Genomic DNA, 17,715 nt, shown 5'->3' with positions numbered 1-17,715 from the left:
CCAGCGGTCGCACCTGCATCCGACTCGCCAGGTCTACAATCTACCAAAAGGTAAACTGATCACGGCCGGTAGCCCATCGGCCGGATCACCCTCCAACGCCGTGGTAAGCATTGATGAGCGAGCAAATCCCCGTCCAAGACGTTACTCCAGCGGACAAAGACAGCGACAACGTCGATCTCTATGTCCAGCGTGAAAAGATCTACACCCGCGCCTTCACCGGCCTGTACCGCAACCTGCGGCGCGTCGGTGGCCTGGTTCTCTTCATTCTCTTTTTCGGCACCGTCTGGTTGAACTGGGATGGCCGCCAGGCCGTCTGGTGGGATCTGCCGGAACGCAAGTTCTACATCTTCGGCGCCACCTTCTGGCCACAGGACTTCATGCTCCTGTCCTGGCTGCTCATCATCTGTGCCTTCGGCCTGTTTTTCGTCACCGTTTTCGCCGGACGCGTCTGGTGCGGCTATACCTGCCCGCAGAGCGTCTTCACCTGGGTCTACATGTGGGCGGAAAAGGTCACCGAAGGAGACCGCAACCAGCGCATGAAGCTGGACAAGGCTCCGATGAGCGGTCAGAAACTCCTCCGCAGGATGGCCAAGCATGGCATCTGGCTGGGCGTCGCCCTGCTTACGGCAATCACCTTCGTCGGCTATTTCACCCCCATTCGCCAGTTGGTGCCCGATCTGCTGACCCTCGATGTCGGAGGCTGGGCCCTGTTCTGGATTGGCTTCTTCACCCTGGCCACCTATGGCAACGCCGGCTTCCTCCGGGAACAGGTGTGCGTCTACATGTGCCCCTATGCACGCTTTCAGAGTGTGATGTTCGACAAGGACACCCTGATCGTCTCCTACGATCCGAACCGTGGTGAAAAGCGCGGCCCGCGCAAGAAGGGTATCGACTACAAGGCCCAGGGTCTGGGCGATTGCATCGACTGCACCATGTGCGTCCAGGTGTGCCCCACCGGAATCGACATCCGTAATGGCCTGCAGTTCGAGTGCATCGGCTGTGCCGCCTGCATCGACGCCTGCGATTCGATCATGGAAAAGATGAACTATCCGAAGGGCCTGATCAGCTATACCACCGAACACACGCTGTCCGGCGAGAAGACCCGCCTGCTGCGTCCGCGCCTGGTCGGCTATGCCATCGCGCTGATCGCCATGACAAGCGTGTTCGGATACGCCGTATCCAACCGCTCGCTGGTCGAGCTGGACGTGCTGAAGGATCGGGTGCTCTACCGCGAGAATGACGATGGCCGCATCGAGAACGTCTACATCCTGAAGGTCATGAACAAGGCCCAGCGCGACCTTACCTTCGTGATCGACGCCGAAGGCCTCGACGGCCTCATCTATGAAGGCCAGCGCGAAGTGCGGGCCAGCGCCGGGGAAATTCTGTCGATACCGGTGGAACTATCCCTCGATCCGGACAAGCTGCCTTCGAGCACCAACGACATCGTTTTCAGGATACAGTCCGCTGACGACCCGAGCATTCACCAAGACGCCGAAAGCCGTTTCATCGGCCCCAGCGTCCGCTAGCCAAGGTAACGCATGCACCCGACAAACCGTGAAAGCAGCCGCTGGTACAAGCAGTTCTGGGCCTGGTTCGTCATCGCGATCCTTCTCTGCTCGGTGGTGCTGGGCACCAGCCTGCTGGTGATTTCCATCCGCGAGGCGGACAGCCTGGTAGTGGACAACTACTACGATGCCGGCAAGGGCATCAACACTTCGCTGGAACGGGAGCACCTCGCTCGTCGCCTGGGCATGCAGGCACGGCTCGTACTCCACGAGGAGGACGGCATCGCCGAGATCAGGCTGACCGGCAACAGCCGCCCCCAGCAATTGGTGCTCAACCTGATCTCGCCGACCCAGGTGGAAAAAGACCGCCGCATCGTGCTGCAGCCGCAGACCGATGACCTTTATAGGGGCCAGATGCAGGATGCGGTGCAGGGACGCCGCTTCGTCGAGATCCTTGGCCAGGAAGGCGGAAAGGACTGGCGCCTGTTCGAGGAGGAGAACCTCGAATCGGGCGTCACCCTCGAGCTGGGCGACTAAAGAAGTCGACGGCAGGCTCTGCCGTCGACTTGTCCAGGCTCCCACCATTCATCCCGCATTTCGGCACTCCCCATGGCCACCCTCACCCCCTGCTACCACTGTGGCCTGCCGGTCCCTGCCGGCAGCCACTTCCAGACTCGCGTACTGGGCGAGCCCCGTGCAATGTGCTGCCCGGGTTGCCAGGCCGTGGCCGAAGCGATCGTCGCCGGCGGCCTGGAAAGCTACTACAAGCATCGCAGCGAGAATGCCGCCAATCCCGAGGCCCTGCCCCAGGCACTGAGCGAGGAACTGGCACTCTACGATCGCGCCGATGTACAGCAGCCCTTCGTCCAGCACGAGGGCGAGCTGAGCACTGCCTGCCTGCTGATCGAGGGCGTCAGCTGTGCTGCCTGCGGCTGGCTGATCGAAAAGCACCTGCGCACTCTGGACGGCGTTGCCGATGCCAGCCTCAATCTGTCGAACCACCGCCTGCATGTGCGCTGGAATGCCAGCCAGGTGCCTCTGAGCCGCCTGCTCGAAACATTGCGCCAGATCGGCTATGCCGCCCACCCCTATCAGCCGGACCGAGCCGCCGAGCATCTGGCCCGGGAGAATCGTCGCGTGCTGAGGCAGCTGGGGGTCGCCGGCCTGCTGTGGTTCCAGGTGATGATGGCCACCATGGCCACCTGGCCGGAATTCAACCTCGATCTCTCGGCAGGGATGGACAAGATCCTCCGCTGGGTCAGTCTGATTCTCACCACGCCGATCGTCTTCTACAGCAGCATCGACTTTTTCAAGGGCGCCTGGCGCGACCTGCGCACGCATCACCTGACCATGGACGTCTCCGTCAGCCTGGCGATCGGTGGTGCCTATGCAGCCGGCATCTGGTCGACCCTGACAGGCCAGGGTGAACTCTATTTCGATGCAGCCGGCATGTTTGCCCTGTTTCTCCTCGCCGGGCGCTTTCTCGAGCGTCGTGCCCGCGAACGCACTGCTGCGGCTACGGCCCAACTGGTCAATCTGCTGCCCCCTTCCTGCCTGCGCCTCGATGACGAAGGACACAGCGAACGCATCCTGCTCAGGGAGCTCAACCTGGGCGATCGCGTGCTGGTGCCGCCAGGCAACCTTCTACCGGCCGATGGCCGCATCATCGCGGGGCAGTCCAGTGTCGACGAGTCGCTGCTGACCGGCGAATACCTGCCGCAACCCCGTACCCCGGGCGATGCCGTTACTGCAGGAACGTTGAACGTGGAAGGCCCGCTGACCATCGAGGTTCAGGCCTTGGGCGACGATACTCGCCTCTCTTCCATCGTGCGCCTGCTCGAGCGCGCCCAGGCCGACAAGCCCCGGCTCGCCGAACTGGCCGATCGGGTGGCCCAGTGGTTTCTGCTCGCCATGCTGGGCGCAGCCATGGTGGTCGGTCTGATCTGGTGGCAGATCGATGCGGAGCGGGCCTTCTGGGTAGTACTCGCCCTGCTCGTCGCCACCTGCCCCTGCGCCTTGTCGCTGGCCACCCCCACTGCTCTCACCGCGGCCACCGGCACTCTGCACAGGCTGGGCCTGCTGCTGACCCGCGGACATGTGCTGGAGGGCCTGAACGGCATAGACACGGTGATCTTCGACAAGACGGGCACCCTCACCGAAGGACGCCTGGTCCTGAGCGCCGTGCATCCCCTGCGCGAAGTGGACGGCGATGCCTGCCTGGCACTGGCCGCTGCCCTGGAGAACCGCTCCGAGCATCCGATCGCCCGTGCCTTCGGCCGCGCGCCCCAGGCTGCCGAGCGGGTCGATGTCACTCCCGGGCAAGGCCTGGAGGGAGTCGTCCAGGGCCGACTGCTACGCATTGGCCAGCCCACCTTCGTCGCCGCACTCCACGACCAGCCAGCACCACCGATTCCCGGCGAACAGGGCCAGTGGCTGTTGCTGGGCGACCGACAGGGACCACTGGCCTGGCTGGTGCTCGACGACCGCCTGCGCGAAGACGCCTCCGCCCTGCTCGATGCCTGTCGCGCACGCGGCTGGCGAACCCTGCTGCTCTCGGGCGATAGCTCGCCGATGGTTGCCGAGGTCGCCAGGCAGTTGGCTATCGACGATGCCCGTGGCGGCCTGACCCCGGACGAGAAGCTCGGCGTACTCAGGCAGCTACATGCCGAGGGACACCGCGTCATGATGCTCGGCGACGGGGTGAACGACGTTCCGGTGCTGGCCGGCGCGGACATCAGCGTGGCCATGGGCTCGGCCACCGACTTGGCAAAGACCAGCGCCGATGCCGTCCTGCTGTCCAACCGGCTGGAAACGCTGGTACAGTCCTTCGCCCTCGCCCGCCGAACACGCCGCATCATCATCGAGAACCTGACCTGGGCCGGCCTGTACAATGGCCTGATTCTGCCCTTTGCCGCACTCGGCTGGGTCACCCCGCTCTGGGCCGCGATTGGAATGTCGCTGAGCTCCCTCCTGGTGGTCCTGAATGCCTTGCGGCTGACCCGCGGCTCCTGAGCCGCCAGCACAACAGGAGCACGACATGGCTGCGCTCTATGTAATGATTCCGGTCGCTGTAATAGTAGTCGCCCTGGCCATCTGGCTGCTTTTCTGGGCTATCGACAACGGCCAGTACGACGATCTCGACAGCCCGGCGCACAACATCCTTTTCGACGACGAAGATCCCTCGCACAAGGCCGGACTGGCCGAGGCAGAACATCCTGACAAGCCAACCGGGCAGGGCCAGGACAAGGAGCCTCCCCGTGCCTGAAATGATCCCGCTGCTCGCTTCGGCCGCGATCCTGGGCCTGCTGGGCGGCGGGCATTGCCTGGGCATGTGCGGCGGCCTGATGGGCGCCCTGACACTGGCGATCCCGCCCGAGCAACGGGGCCACCGCCTGCGGCTGCTACTCGCCTACAACCTCGGACGAGTCCTCAGCTATGCCGCCGCCGGCCTGCTGATCGGCCTGGGCGGCTGGGCCTTGGCCAACAGCCCGGCCGCTCTGGTCCTGCGCATCGTCGCAGCCCTGCTGCTGATTGCGATGGGCCTGTATCTGGCCGGCTGGTGGAGCGGACTGACCCGTCTCGAAGCTCTCGGCCAGCGACTCTGGCGGCATCTCCAGCCGGTTGCCTCCCGCCTGCTCCCGGTCGACAGCCTGCCCCGCGCCCTGCTGCTCGGTGCAGTCTGGGGCTGGCTGCCCTGCGGACTGGTCTACAGCACCCTGCTCTGGGCAGCGAGCCAGGGCAGCGCCCTGGATAGCGCGCTGCTGATGCTCGCCTTCGGTCTCGGCACCTGGCCAGTACTGCTCGCCACCGGACTGGCGGCCGAGCGCCTGACCGCCTGGCTACGCCAGCGGCACGTGCGTATTGCTGGTGGTCTGTTGGTGATCCTGTTCGGTTTCTGGACCTTCCCCGGTCCTCACCAGGCATGGCTGACGGGACACCGGGAGCATGCCGCAACCGACCGCATGCCGGTGCCAATGCAGCCTGTCGGCCCGCCGGCGGCAACCGTCAAGCCCGTTTGATACAAATCAAGGTGCTTTCCGAGAGCGTTCTTTTAGACTTCCCCCACAGCCTGCCCATACCGGAATACCCCCTATGCCTGCTCCGATCAAATGGGATACCAACCTGATCCGTCGCTACGATCAGGCGGGTCCGCGCTATACCTCATACCCCACGGCAGTGCAGTTCCAGCCTGGCGTGGGCTCCTTCAAGCTGCTCAACGCACTGCGCGAAAGCCGCCAGGCCAAGCGTCCGCTGTCGATCTACATACACATCCCGTTCTGCGCCCACGTCTGCTATTACTGCGCCTGCAACAAGGTCATCACCAAGGATCGCGGCCGCGCCCAGCCCTACCTCGAGCGGCTGGAAAAGGAAATCGACATCATCAGCCGTCACCTTTCGCCACAACAGCAGGTCGAGCAACTGCATCTGGGCGGCGGCACACCGACCTTCCTCAGTCACGGTGAACTGCAGCAGTTGATGGAGCTCCTCCGTCAGCGCTTCAATTTTGCCGAGAAAGGCGACTTCAGCATCGAGATCGATCCTCGGGAAGCGGATTGGTCGACCATGGGACTGCTCCGCGAGCTGGGCTTCAACCGCATCAGTCTCGGTGTGCAGGATCTCGACCCCGGCGTCCAGCGCGCAGTGAACCGTCTGCAGAGCCTGGAGGAAACCAGCGCCATCGTCGAGGCCGCCCGGACCCTGGGGTTCCGCTCGATCAACGTCGATCTCATCTATGGCCTGCCCAGGCAGACGCCGGAAACCTTCGCCCGTACCGTCGAAGAGATCATCGCCCTGCAACCCGACCGGTTGTCGGTATTCAATTACGCCCACCTGCCGGAGCGCTTCAAGCCGCAGCGGCGAATCAGCGCTGCCGACCTGCCGGCACCCGCCGACAAGCTGACCATGCTGCACAACAGCATCGAGCAACTCGCCGCCGCCGGCTACCAGTACATCGGCATGGATCACTTCGCCCTCCCCGACGACGAGCTGTCGATTGCCCAGGAAGATGGCAGGCTGCAACGCAACTTCCAGGGCTACACCACGCACGGTCATTGCGACCTGATCGGGCTGGGCGTTTCCTCCATCAGCCAGATCGGCGATCTCTACAGCCAGAACGAGAGCGACATCGACACCTACCAGAGTCGCCTCGACAACGATCAGCTGCCGACCGCCCGCGGCCTGCAATGCAATGGCGACGACCGGATTCGCCGCGCGGTCATCCAGAAGCTCATCTGCGACTTCCAGCTGGAATTCACCAGCATCGAGCAACAGTTCGGCATTGTCTTCCGGGACTACTTCGCAGATGTCTGGCCTCAATTGCAGAGCATGACTCGCGACGGACTGATCGATCTGACTCCGCAAGGCATCGAGGTCCTGCCTGCCGGACGCCTGCTCGTTCGCTCGATCTGCATGCTTTTCGACTATTATCTGGTCGAACACAATCGCCAGCGCTTCTCCCGTATCATCTGACTCGCAGCGCGCCGGAAAGCCATGCAGACCTTCCGGCGCGGTGCCTCGAAGATGAGGGTTTCTCCGGGTTAAGACTTTTTGTCAGTTGACTGAAGCCTGGGGTATTATCCTCCGTCAAAGCGCATCACAAGTAAGAGAAAGTTGCTTATGTCGGATAAATCCAAGGTACGCCCCGTGCATCATATCCGCTGTCAGGAGTGCAGTCTGGCGGCCTTGTGCCTACCGATTTCGCTCAACTTCGAGGATATCGACGCCTTGAACGAAATCGTCAAGCGCGGCAAGCCGATCAAAAAGGGCGAATTCCTCTTTCGCCAAGGTGATGCCTTCGGCTCGGTGTTCGCCGTACGCTCGGGCTCTCTCAAGACCTTCAGCGTCAGCGACAATGGCGAGGAGCAGATCACCGGCTTCCACCTGCCCAGCGAACTCGTCGGTCTTTCCGGCATGGACAGCGACAGCTGCCCGGTTTCCGCACAGGCACTGGAAACCACCTCGGTCTGCGAGATCCCCTTCGAGCGGCTGGACGAGCTCGCCCTGCAGCTGCCCCAGCTGCGGCGACAGCTGATGCGGGTCATGAGCCGTGAAATCCGCGACGACCAGCAGATGATGCTGCTGCTGTCGAAGAAAACTGCCGACGAGCGCATTGCCACCTTCCTGATCAACCTGTCCTCGCGTTTCCGGGCACGCGGCTTCTCTGCCAACCACTTCCGCTTGGCAATGTCGCGCAACGAGATCGGCAATTATCTGGGCCTGGCCGTTGAAACCGTGTCCCGCGTGTTCAGCCGCTTCCAGCAGAACGAGCTGATTGCCGCCGAAGGCAAGGAAGTGACCATCCTCAACCCCGTCGAACTATGCTCCCTGGCAGGCGGCAACATGGAAGCCTGACCTGCGTCGGGCGCCATCAGAAGGCGCCCCGCTTCAGCCCCTTTGCAGCAGCGACTTGAGCGCATTGGGGCCCCTCCCTCACCGCAACGCTACCGTCTTCGCCACCAAGGCGTACCTCTCTCCGACCCAGCAGACAACTCGCAGCCGAGATGCTCTCCGCCGCGTACTGGGGACATTTCCTGCACGCTGCGACCGCAGCCTGCGCATATGCGCAGGCGAAGGCCATTATTTCGCCCTTATGACACCCCCTACCAAAGACTTAGGGGCACGTCAGTACCAAAAAGTCAATACAAGACATTTTTGTTAAATATCATATACTTATAACACTCGATCGCCCTGCCTTCCCCCTCCGCAAGACCTCTCCCAAGCAGCAAAAACGGGCAGGCTTCATTGACCTGCGTCAATTGGTCACTACCGACCAACAGTGAATCTTGATTTATTTGACCTGGATCAACGGTCGCCTTCCCCCGTCGACCGTTGGCCATCCAGCCTTTTGGAGCTGCCCACATGTCTCAACCATCCAAATCTTCGCCTTGGCGTATTCCTCTGGTTCGGGAGCTCGTTGTCATCCTGACGATCAAGCTGAGCGTAATTCTCGGTATCAAGGCACTTTGGTTCACAGAACCGACGGTGCCTGAAAACGGTACCGAGAAAGTCAGCGAGCGACTGTTTGGCAGTGTGGCAGCACAAGATCAATCCCCGACCGAGGAGAGTCCCTGATGATCTCGGAATCCGTCGTAGACCTATCGCGTCTGCAGTTCGCCATGACGGCGCTGTATCACTTCCTATTCGTACCATTGACCCTAGGGATGACTTTCCTGCTCGCCATCATGGAGTCGGTCTATGTAATGACCGGCAAGCAGGTCTACAAGGACATGGTGAAGTTCTGGGGCAAGTTGTTCGGTATCAACTTCGCTCTCGGCGTCACCACCGGTTTGACCATGGAATTCCAGTTCGGCACCAACTGGGCCTACTACTCCCACTACGTGGGTGACATCTTCGGTGCGCCGCTGGCCATCGAGGGTCTGATGGCCTTCTTCCTGGAGTCCACCTTCATCGGCCTGTTCTTCTTCGGCTGGGATCGCCTGTCGAAAGTGCAGCACCTGGCGGTGACCTGGCTGGTGGCACTCGGCTCCAACCTGTCGGCCCTGTGGATTCTGGTGGCCAACGGCTGGATGCAGCATCCGGTTGGCGCGGAGTTCAACTTCGAAACCATGCGGATGGAACTGGTGGACTTCGGTGCCCTGCTCCTCAACCCGGTCGCCCAGGTCAAGTTCGTTCACACCGTCGCTTCCGGCTATGTAACCGGCGCCGTGTTCGTACTGGCCATCTCCAGCTACTACCTGCTGAAAAAACGCGATCTGGGCTTTGCACGTCGTTCCTTCGCCATCGCCTCCGCCTTCGGTATGGCCTCCATTCTCTCGGTAATCGTGCTCGGTGACGAATCCGGCTACGAAGTCGGCGAAGTGCAGAAGACCAAGCTTGCCGCCATCGAAGCCGAATGGGAAACCCATCCTGCACCGGCCAGCTTCACCCTGTTCGGCTTCCCGAACGAGGAAGAGCAGCGCACCGACTTTGCGGTCCGGATTCCCTTCGCCCTGGGTATCATCGCCACTCGCTCGCTGGATGAGCAGGTCACTGGTATCAAGGATCTGGTCATCGAGAGCGAAGCCCGCATCCGCAACGGCATGATTGCCTACGGCCTGCTGGAAGAAATCCGTGCCGGCGACAAGAGCCCGGAAAAGATCGCAGCCTTCAACGAAGTCAAGGATGATCTCGGCTACGGTCTGCTGCTGAAGAAGTACACCCCGAACGTGGTCGATGCCTCCGAAGAGCAGATCAAGCAAGCTGCCAAGGACACCATTCCCCACGTGCCCAGCATGTTCTGGAGCTTCCGCGCCATGGTCGGCTCCGGCTTTGTGATGCTTGTTCTGTTCGCCTGCGCCTTCTGGGCCTCGGCTCGCAAGAACGAGGAATCCAAGCCTTGGCTGCTCAAGTTCGCCCTGTACAGCCTGCCGCTGCCGTGGATTGCCACCCAGACCGGCTGGTTTGTGGCCGAGCATGGCCGCCAGCCCTGGACCATCGGTGGCGTCCTGCCCACCCACCTCTCCGCCTCCAGCCTGACTAGTGCTGATCTCTGGGGCTCGCTGCTGGCTCTGATCGCGTTCTACACCCTGCTGCTGGTAGTCGAGATGTATCTGATGATCCGCTTTGCTCGCCTTGGCCCGTCCAGCCTGCATACCGGCCGCTATCACTTCGAGCAGCTCGAGCAGTCGGCTCACAAGCATGCCAGCCCGAGCCAGACGGAACCCCAACAACCAGTCAGCGCCTAAGGAAAACGCCATGTTTGATTACGAAACACTGAAATTGATCTGGTGGGGCTTGATCGGTGTGCTGCTGATCGGCTTCGCCCTGACCGATGGCTTCGACATGGGCGCGATGGCGATCATGCCCTTCGTCGCCAAGACCGACAACGAGCGCCGCGTCGCGATCAACACCATCGCCCCCCACTGGGACGGCAACCAGGTGTGGTTCATCACCGCCGGTGGCGCCCTGTTCGCCGCCTGGCCGCTGGTCTACGCCACGGCCTTCTCCGGCATGTACTGGGCCCTGCTGCTGGTGCTCTTCGGTCTGTTCTGCCGCCCGGTAGGCTTCGACTACCGCAGCAAGCTGGAAAACAAGAAGTGGCGCGACATCTGGGACTGGGCTCTGTTCGCCGGTGGCGCACTGCCCGCCCTGCTGTTCGGGGTAGCGTTCGGCAACCTGTTCCTGGGCCTGCCGTTCCGCTTCGACGAGACGATGCGCTCCCACTTCGAAGGCTCCTTCTTCTCCCTGCTGCACCCCTTCGCCCTGCTGGCCGGCATCGTGAGCCTGAGCATGCTCAGCGCCCACGGCGGTTCCTGGCTGATGCTGCGCACCGAAGGCGAACTGTACGAGCGCTCCTGCAAGGCTACCCGCCTGTGCGCGCTGGTGTTCCTGGGCGGCTTCTTCATCTGCGGCATCTGGCTGCTGCTGGGCATCGACGGCATGAATCTGGTCGACAACTTCGATCCCAACGCGGCTCTGAATCCGCTGACCAAGCAGGTCACCCTGGATAACAGCGGCTGGCAGGCCAACTATGTACGCTACCCCCTCACCCAGTTCGCTCCGCTGCTGGGCCTGGTTGGCGGCGCGCTGGCCCTGATGGGCGCGCAGACCAAGCGCAATGGCATGGCCTTCCTGGGCACCAGCCTGGCGATCGTCGGCGCCATCCTCACCGCAGGCTTCGCCCTGTTCCCGTTCGTGATGCCGTCGGCCATCGACCCGGTCTCCAGCCTGACCGTGTGGGATGCCGTGTCCAGCCACAAGACTCTGGGGATCATGCTGATCGCCGCGATCATCTTCGTGCCGATCATCCTGGGCTACACCCTGTGGTGCTACTGGCGCATGTGGGGCAAGCTGAACGACCAGACCATCGAGGCCAACCCTCACGGCCTGTACTGATTGAAACCGGCGCGGACCCTGTCCGCGCCATCCCCATCGAGTTCGCCCGCCCCATGGCGGGCCTAGGAGGCAACATGTGGTACTTCAGTTGGATTCTCGGCATCCTGCTGGCCTGTGGCTTCGGAGTCATCAACGCCCTGTGGCTGGAAACCACCATGAAAATGGATGAGGGTCCGGCGGGTGACGAGTGAAAAGCAGCTCCTGCAGCGACGCCCGCTCCGCATCCTGTCGCTGCTTCTGGCCACGCCGATCACGCTGATATTTCTGATTCATCCATCGCTGATCGTCGATCCCGAGGCCGGGTACAGCCACAGCATGCTGATGCTGGTAATGCTGGGGATCTCCAGCGGCTTCATTCACGGTGTCGGCTTCGATCCGCGCGGCCTGGTCTGGCGCATCCTGTTCCACCCCGTGGGTGGCTGGGTGCTGATGGGGTTGGGTTACGCGATTCTGTACCAGGTGCAGATGGGTTGATGCCCTGCCAGGAAGGCCCCGCGAGGGGCCTTTCGCTTTTCCCCTTCCCCCGTCCTCTCCTGCCATCGAATCACTCGGCGCACAACCAGGCTCACAGGCTGATCGGCTTGCGTCCGGCCAGAGCGTGACTCAGAGTGCCGCCATCCACCAGTTCCAGCTCGCCGCCCAGCGGCACGCCATGGGCGATGCGGGAAACCATGACACCTCCGGACGCCAGCATCTGGGCGATATAATGGGCCGTGGCCTCGCCCTCCACCGTCGGGTTGGTGGCGATGATCACCTCTGCGAAGACTCCCAGCTCGATCCGCATCAACAGCTCGGGAATACCGATGGCTTCCGGACCGAGACCATCCAGGGGAGACAGATGCCCCTTGAGCACGAAGTAGCGGCCCCGATAACCGGTCTGCTCGATGGCGAACACGTCCATCGGTCCCTGCACCACACAGAGCAGGGAATCGTCGCGATGCGGATCGGCGCATTGCGGGCAGAGTTCGTCCTCGCTCAGGGTACGGCACTGTCGGCAGTGACCGACACGCTCGAGCGCCTGGGTGAGCGTCTGGGCCAGACGCACGCCGCCACTGCGATCGCGCTCGAGCAGATGCAGGGCCATGCGCTGGGCGGTTTTCTGCCCCACACCGGGAAGGATGCGCAGGGCGTCGATGAGTTGTCGGATCAGCGGACTGAAGCTCATGGGCGAACGGACCGGAGGGCAGGACAGCAGGATAGATCGCACGCAAGAACGGCGACCAGTCGGCACCCTCCCCCGCAAGCGGGAGGGGCCGGCGCGGGAAAAACCCGGGAAATGCTTAGAGCGGCATCTTGAAGCCGGGCGGCAAGCCCATGCCGGCGGTCATCCCGGCCATCTTTTCCTGATTGTTCTGCTCGATCTTGCGTACCGCATCGTTGACGGCAGCGGCGATCAGGTCCTCGAGAACCTCCTTGTCCTCCTGCATCAGGCTATCGTCCAGGGTTACGCGCCGGACATCGTGACGCCCCGTCATCACCACGCTCACCAGGCCGGCCCCGGACTGACCGGTCACCTCGGCGTTGGCCAGCTCTTCCTGCATCTTCTGCATCTTTTCCTGCATCAGCTGGGCCTGCTTCATCAGGCCGGCCATGCCACCTTTCATCATGGGAATCACCTCAGGTATTCAGGGGTTCGATGGTGCCGTCGCGGATCACCGCGGCGAACTGTTGAATCAACTGCCGGATCAGGGGATCGTCCTGAATGGACGCCTCGGCCTGGCGCTGGCGCTCGGCCCTTCGCCGTGCCGCCGCCTGGGCTGGAGTTTCCTGCTCCGGCTTGCGCAATTCGATGTCCAGCTTGAGCGTACGCCCATGATGCTGGTTCAAAGCCTCGTTCAGGCGCCGCTGCTGGGTACTGTTGAACAGTGCGGCCTGCGCCGGATCCAGATGCAGCACCCAATGGTCGCCTTCGGCCTTCACCAGGGTACAGTTGGCTGCGATGTTGGCTGTCATGCCGGCCAGTCTCAGGCGCTGGAAAAGTTCGAGCCATTCGGCCGCAAGGCCGGTGGCCGGCGCTACCGCGGGCTCGGCTTCGGGCTCCGGCTTCGCCGGAAGCGGCTCCTCGACGGGAAAGGCATCGAGGTAGGCGTAGGCCTCGACATCCACCTCCTCGGCATCCACTTCATAATAGTCATCGTCCGCCGGAGGAGGCTCTTCCCCCGTGACCGGCGCAGGCATCCTTTCCGGCGCGCGATCGGCGGCAGGAGCCGTTGACCTCTCGCACGCCAAGGAGGCTCGAGCCGGCGGACTCGGCTGATCCGATACGGCACTTTCGGGAGCCCTCTCCGTTTTCTCCGCCACAGGCGCAGTGGCCATGCCACCGACCAGCATCGCAGCCGACTTCGAGACGAGAGCGCCGGCAGCCTGCGAAGGCTCCTCCCATGGCAGATCGGGAGCTCCGGCAGGCAACCTTGGCTCTGGCGGCGATACAGGCTCGATCGGTTCGGCAAACGCCGGAGCAGCCATGGCCGAACTTTCGCCCGATACAGCCGCGGAGACGGCAGGCGACTGTGCAGAGTCAGTCTCTGCCACAGGATCGGATGGGGAATCAGCCGTGGCCGAGCGGATTCCCTGATCCTTTAGCGGCCTGCCGGGCGCTCCGCCGACATCCGCCGGACGGAACGCCAGCATGCGCAGCAGCACCATCTCGAAACCACCGCGCGGGTCCGGCGCCAGCGGCAGATCGCGACGGCCGATCAGGCCCATCTGGTAATAGAATTGCACATCTTCGGCCGGCAGCGCCTGGGCGAGGGCCAGCACCCGCTCGCGGTCGCCCTGGCCGTTGTCCACCGCCTCCGGCAGCGCCTGGGCAATGGCCACCCGATGCAGCACGTTGAGCAGCTCCGCCAGCACACCGCTCCAGTCCGGCCCCTGCTCGGCCAACTGGCGCACCGCTTCGAGCATGGCCCGGGCATCGCCCTCCAGCAGCGCCTGCAGCACACCATAGACCTGACCGTGATCGAGGGTTCCGAGCATGGCTCGCACATCGGCGGCGAGCACCCTGCCCTCGCCGAAGGCGATGGCCTGATCGGTCAGGCTCATGGCATCGCGCATCGAACCGTCGGCAGCACGACCGAGCAACCAGAGGGCATCCGACTCGAAGGGAATGCCTTCCGCGCCAAGCACGTGGGTCAGGTGCTCGACCACCCGCTCTGGCGGCATACTCTTCAGAGCGAACTGCAGACAGCGAGACAGGATGGTGACAGGCAGCTTCTGCGGATCGGTGGTCGCCAGCAGGAACTTGACGTGAGGCGGTGGCTCCTCGAGGGTCTTCAGCAGCGCGTTGAACGAGTGGCTGGAAAGCATGTGCACTTCGTCGATCAGGTAGACCTTGAAGCGTCCACGGCTTGGCGCGTACTGCACGTTGTCGAGCAGCTCGCGGGTGTCCTCCACCTTGGTGCGGCTGGCAGCATCGACCTCGATGAGATCGACGAAACGCCCCTCGTCGATTTCACGGCAGACCGAACATTGTCCGCAGGGGATAGAGCTGATGCCGGTCTCGCAATTCAGGCACTTGGCGATGATCCGCGCGATCGTGGTCTTGCCCACCCCGCGGGTGCCGGTGAACAGATAGGCATGGTGCAGGCGCTGACTGTCGAGGGCATTGATCAGTGCCTTGAGCACATGGGTCTGGCCGACCATTTCTCGGAACGAGCGGGGACGCCATTTACGTGCAAGAACCTGATAACTCATCGATACCATCGCAGCTGAACAAGCGGAGAGCGGCAATGCTAGCGGAGCAGAATGCAAATTGCATCCGCCCTGCAGGCACACCAGCCAGGACTCGGGGCAAGCCCAAGGCGCATCTCGGCCTTGCCTGAAATGCTTGGACTTGTGAAAGGACGCAAACCGACCCGAGGCTTTATCGCGGCGCGATCAGGCGCAATCTCGAGCATCGCCCGAGCCCGGAAGAGGTGCATCGGCAAGTGCCGAGCAGCCATCTGTCTACCCACATGTCTCATATGTGGAGCACCCATGTCCACCGAGACACTCGACTGTTTCAAATATGAAACACCCCTGCCCGAGGCCACCTCACCCCAAGTGCAAAGCCGCAGCCCAGGTAGCGTCATAGAGCGATCGGTGCGGGAAGGCAGGCAGTTGGAAGGATTATTGCTTCAAACAGGTAAACGCCGCTGCCTCTGGAGGTAAATGCCATGGGTATTCAATGGGCTTTCTGGTCAATCGTTTTTCTGGTGTCCATTGTCGGCGTGATCTGGCAGGGCACATACAAGGGCCGCTAGCTCGGAATCGGCCAATGCGCTCCTGGTAGCTGTCCCGGGTCTGCACCCCGACTCGCTGCCAGAGCGGAGCTTTCGATCATGAAGGCAGCCACCCAGCTCTTTATATTTCGCGGAAAGGATGGAAGCTTCACCGACCCGACATCATCTGGCTGTATCAATGCCAGCCCACCTCCCCGGCAGCCTCCTTTTCCGCCTGAAAACGGCAACTTGTTAGCAGAATTCCCTGTTTCCCGATATGAACTTCAACTCGATGGGCAGGGTCTGGTTTTCTAGTAGGTGCGTGCTTTGTTCTTTGCTCGATCTGCTCCAGCCCTCTTCGGAGGGCTTTTTTATGGTTCTTCGCAGAGTCCTGGGGAAGCGAGGATTGACAGTCAGGGAAGCAGGTAAATTGGCAGCCGCCAAACTCACCAACCGCTGCCCCCTGCTGTCTCCGGAAAACCCGGGGCGGTTCACTGATGCCAGATGGCCAGCCAGAGGCTTTTGCGCAGGCTTATATCAGCAATTGACTGTCTCCAAACGTTTTCTTTGCACGTGACAGTTGTAAATTGCGAGTAAGCCAGTAGAATTATCCGACCCACCGAGCTGGTGGGTTTCGTTATGGTGGTCCTGCCGGTCCCCCCGCAACGAGCAGCCGTGAACCCGGTCAGGCCCGGAAGGGAGCAGCCGTAGCGGTGACCTTGTGTGCCGGGGTGTGGCTGGTGGGGCCATCTCCAATCTCTAATTCGTTGATTTTCTAAAGAATTTTCTGCCAGAAGCCCAGAGTGTGACAGCGTTTAGGTACACCAAAGTGATGTATCTTCGTTAGGCTGTATCGTGCTCGTTTTCTTTCCAAGCCCCTCTGAACCGTCCCGGCTTTCCCGGAGGCTCCAACTCTTGAGAGGATGGAGCCATGAAGACAGCAACGAAGTATTCCCCGGAAGTCCGCGAGCGAGCGGTTCGTTTGGTGCTGGAGCATCAAGACGGACATGACTTGGAGTGGGCGGCGATCTGCTCAATTGCAGCCAAGATTGGTTGTACGGCCGAAACGCTGCGCCGCTGGGTGCGCTCAGGCTGAGCGCGGCAATGGCAAAGCGCGAAGGCCAGACCATCAGCGAACGCGAGCGGATCAAGGCACCGGAACGTGAGGTGCGTGAGCTGCGCCAGGCCAACGAGATCTTGCACAAGGCGTCGGCGTATTTTTTTGCCCAGGCGGAGTTCGACCGCCGCTTCAAGCCATGAAAGCATTCATCGACGAGCATCGTGCGGTTTATGGAGTCGAGCTGATCTGCCGGGTACTGCCGATCGCTCCATCGACCTACTACACCCATGCGCGTTGCCAGGCTGCCCCCGAGCGGCGTTCCCCGCGAGCACAGCGTGACGAGGTGCTGAGCGGGCATATCCAACGGATCTGGGAGGAGAATTTCCAGGCCTATGGCGTGCGCAAGGTCTGGCGGCAGCTCCAGCGCGAAGGCGTAGTGGCGGCCCGCTGCACGGTGGAACGGCTGATGCGGCGACTGGGTCTGCAAGGTGTCGTATGCGGCAAGCCGCTCAAGACCACGATCAGCGACAAGGCCAACCCATGCCCGCAGGATAAGGTCAATCGCCAGTTCCGCGCCGAGCGGCCAAACGCGCTCTGGGTGTCGGACTTCACCTCGTCAGCACTTGGCAGGGCTTCGTCTATGTGGCCTTTGTCATCGACGTATTCGCCCGGCGTAACGTCGGCTGGCGGGTGTCCAGTTCGGCCCGTACCGACTTCGTGCTCGATGCCCTGGAGCAAGCGCTGTACGCCTGCCGCCCCGTCAATCAGGGTGGGCTCATTCGCCACAGCGACCGGGGCGTGCAGTACGTCTCGATCCGCTATACCGAACGCCTGGTCGAAGCTGGGGTCGAGCCCTCGGTGGGCAGCGTAGGCGACGCCTATGACAATGCCTTGGCCGAGACCATCAATGGCCTGTACAAGGCCGAGGTGATCCATCGCCGTTCCTGGCAGAATCGAGAGGCAGTGGAGTTGGCGACGCTGGAGTGGGTGGACTGGTTCAATCACCGACGGCTGCTGGAGCCCATCGGCAACATGCCACCCGCCGAAGCCGAAGCCCTTTATTATCGACAACTTACCGAGTCGGCCCAAGCGGCATGATTCACACCAAAGAGCCTCC

At 62.2% G+C, this 17,715-nt stretch carries 16 protein-coding genes, 1 other RNA gene, 1 pseudogene and 1 other annotated feature; of the genes and pseudogenes, 15 read left to right on the top strand and 3 right to left on the bottom strand.

Annotated features, from left to right (window positions below):
- Window positions 1-113 precede the first annotated feature (113 nt).
- The 12 genes from ccoG (at window position 114) to GCU53_RS21185 (ending at window position 11,813) form a co-directional block, all read left to right on the top strand.
- Complete coding sequence (ccoG, locus tag GCU53_RS21240; protein ID WP_152389350.1) at window positions 114-1,526, top strand: cytochrome c oxidase accessory protein CcoG; 1,413 nt, start codon at window positions 114-116, stop codon at window positions 1,524-1,526.
- A gap of 12 nt (window positions 1,527-1,538) precedes the next feature.
- On the top strand, window positions 1,539-2,042 hold the full coding sequence (locus GCU53_RS21235; protein ID WP_152389349.1) for a FixH family protein: 504 nt from the start codon (window positions 1,539-1,541) through the stop codon (window positions 2,040-2,042).
- 72 nt (window positions 2,043-2,114) lie between these two features.
- Complete coding sequence (locus tag GCU53_RS21230; protein ID WP_152389348.1) at window positions 2,115-4,517, top strand: heavy metal translocating P-type ATPase; 2,403 nt, start codon at window positions 2,115-2,117, stop codon at window positions 4,515-4,517.
- 25 nt (window positions 4,518-4,542) lie between these two features.
- The gene (gene ccoS, locus GCU53_RS21225; RefSeq protein WP_152389347.1) at window positions 4,543-4,770 is read left to right on the top strand and encodes a cbb3-type cytochrome oxidase assembly protein CcoS; all 228 of its coding nucleotides are present in this window, start codon (window positions 4,543-4,545) and stop codon (window positions 4,768-4,770) included.
- Window positions 4,763-5,524, top strand: coding sequence for a sulfite exporter TauE/SafE family protein (locus tag GCU53_RS21220; RefSeq protein WP_152389346.1), 762 nt, complete (start codon window positions 4,763-4,765; stop codon window positions 5,522-5,524). The genes ccoS and GCU53_RS21220 overlap by 8 nt, the downstream gene beginning before the upstream one ends.
- A gap of 73 nt (window positions 5,525-5,597) precedes the next feature.
- Window positions 5,598-6,974, top strand: a complete 1,377-nt coding sequence (gene hemN / locus GCU53_RS21215; RefSeq protein ID WP_152389345.1) for an oxygen-independent coproporphyrinogen III oxidase — start codon at window positions 5,598-5,600, stop codon at window positions 6,972-6,974.
- Between the two features lie 147 nt (window positions 6,975-7,121).
- Entirely contained in the window at window positions 7,122-7,856 is a 735-nt protein-coding gene (gene fnr / locus GCU53_RS21210) for a fumarate/nitrate reduction transcriptional regulator Fnr (protein ID WP_012700607.1), read from the top strand.
- A 507-nt stretch (window positions 7,857-8,363) separates the two neighbouring features.
- Window positions 8,364-8,576: a cytochrome oxidase putative small subunit CydP gene (gene cydP, locus GCU53_RS21205; protein WP_152389344.1), complete on the top strand. Its 213-nt coding sequence runs from the start codon at window positions 8,364-8,366 to the stop codon at window positions 8,574-8,576.
- On the top strand, window positions 8,576-10,189 hold the full coding sequence (locus tag GCU53_RS21200; protein ID WP_152389343.1) for a cytochrome ubiquinol oxidase subunit I: 1,614 nt from the start codon (window positions 8,576-8,578) through the stop codon (window positions 10,187-10,189). The genes cydP and GCU53_RS21200 overlap by 1 nt, the downstream gene beginning before the upstream one ends.
- Before the next feature lie 10 nt (window positions 10,190-10,199).
- The gene (gene cydB, locus GCU53_RS21195; RefSeq protein WP_152389342.1) at window positions 10,200-11,339 is read left to right on the top strand and encodes a cytochrome d ubiquinol oxidase subunit II; all 1,140 of its coding nucleotides are present in this window, start codon (window positions 10,200-10,202) and stop codon (window positions 11,337-11,339) included.
- Window positions 11,340-11,413: 74 nt separating this feature from the next.
- Window positions 11,414-11,530, top strand: a complete 117-nt coding sequence (cydX, locus tag GCU53_RS21190; protein ID WP_152389341.1) for a cytochrome bd-I oxidase subunit CydX — start codon at window positions 11,414-11,416, stop codon at window positions 11,528-11,530.
- Window positions 11,505-11,813, top strand: a complete 309-nt coding sequence (locus GCU53_RS21185) for a cyd operon YbgE family protein (protein WP_152389340.1) — start codon at window positions 11,505-11,507, stop codon at window positions 11,811-11,813. The genes cydX and GCU53_RS21185 overlap by 26 nt, the downstream gene beginning before the upstream one ends.
- A 91-nt stretch (window positions 11,814-11,904) precedes the next feature.
- Here the strand turns inward: GCU53_RS21185 and recR are convergent, their stop codons facing one another.
- From recR to dnaX, 3 genes are all read right to left on the bottom strand, one after another.
- On the bottom strand, window positions 11,905-12,504 hold the full coding sequence (gene recR / locus GCU53_RS21180) for a recombination mediator RecR (protein ID WP_152389339.1): 600 nt from the start codon (window positions 12,502-12,504) through the stop codon (window positions 11,905-11,907).
- A gap of 115 nt (window positions 12,505-12,619) precedes the next feature.
- On the bottom strand, window positions 12,620-12,946 hold the full coding sequence (locus GCU53_RS21175) for a YbaB/EbfC family nucleoid-associated protein (RefSeq protein WP_152389338.1): 327 nt from the start codon (window positions 12,944-12,946) through the stop codon (window positions 12,620-12,622).
- A gap of 10 nt (window positions 12,947-12,956) precedes the next feature.
- Complete coding sequence (gene dnaX, locus GCU53_RS21170; RefSeq protein ID WP_152389337.1) at window positions 12,957-15,032, bottom strand: DNA polymerase III subunit gamma/tau; 2,076 nt, start codon at window positions 15,030-15,032, stop codon at window positions 12,957-12,959.
- Window positions 15,033-15,658: 626 nt separating this feature from the next.
- Here dnaX and GCU53_RS21165 point away from each other — a divergent pair.
- From GCU53_RS21165 to GCU53_RS21155, 3 genes and pseudogenes are all read left to right on the top strand, one after another.
- A complete protein-coding gene (locus GCU53_RS21165; RefSeq protein WP_152389336.1) occupies window positions 15,659-15,853 on the top strand; it encodes a hypothetical protein in 195 nt (64 codons plus the stop codon).
- 334 nt (window positions 15,854-16,187) lie between these two features.
- An RNA gene (gene ffs, locus GCU53_RS21160) (signal recognition particle sRNA small type) lies at window positions 16,188-16,284 on the top strand.
- A gap of 185 nt (window positions 16,285-16,469) precedes the next feature.
- Window positions 16,470-17,696: pseudogene (locus GCU53_RS21155) on the top strand (IS3 family transposase).
- Window positions 16,753-16,869, top strand: a sequence feature (AL1L pseudoknot). Its footprint overlaps the pseudogene before it by 117 nt.
- Window positions 17,697-17,715: the final 19 nt, after the last annotated feature.

Source organism: Azotobacter salinestris (genome assembly GCF_009363155.1).
Classification (GTDB): domain Bacteria; phylum Pseudomonadota; class Gammaproteobacteria; order Pseudomonadales; family Pseudomonadaceae; genus Azotobacter; species Azotobacter salinestris.
This window is presented reverse-complemented; position numbering and strand designations above follow the sequence as displayed.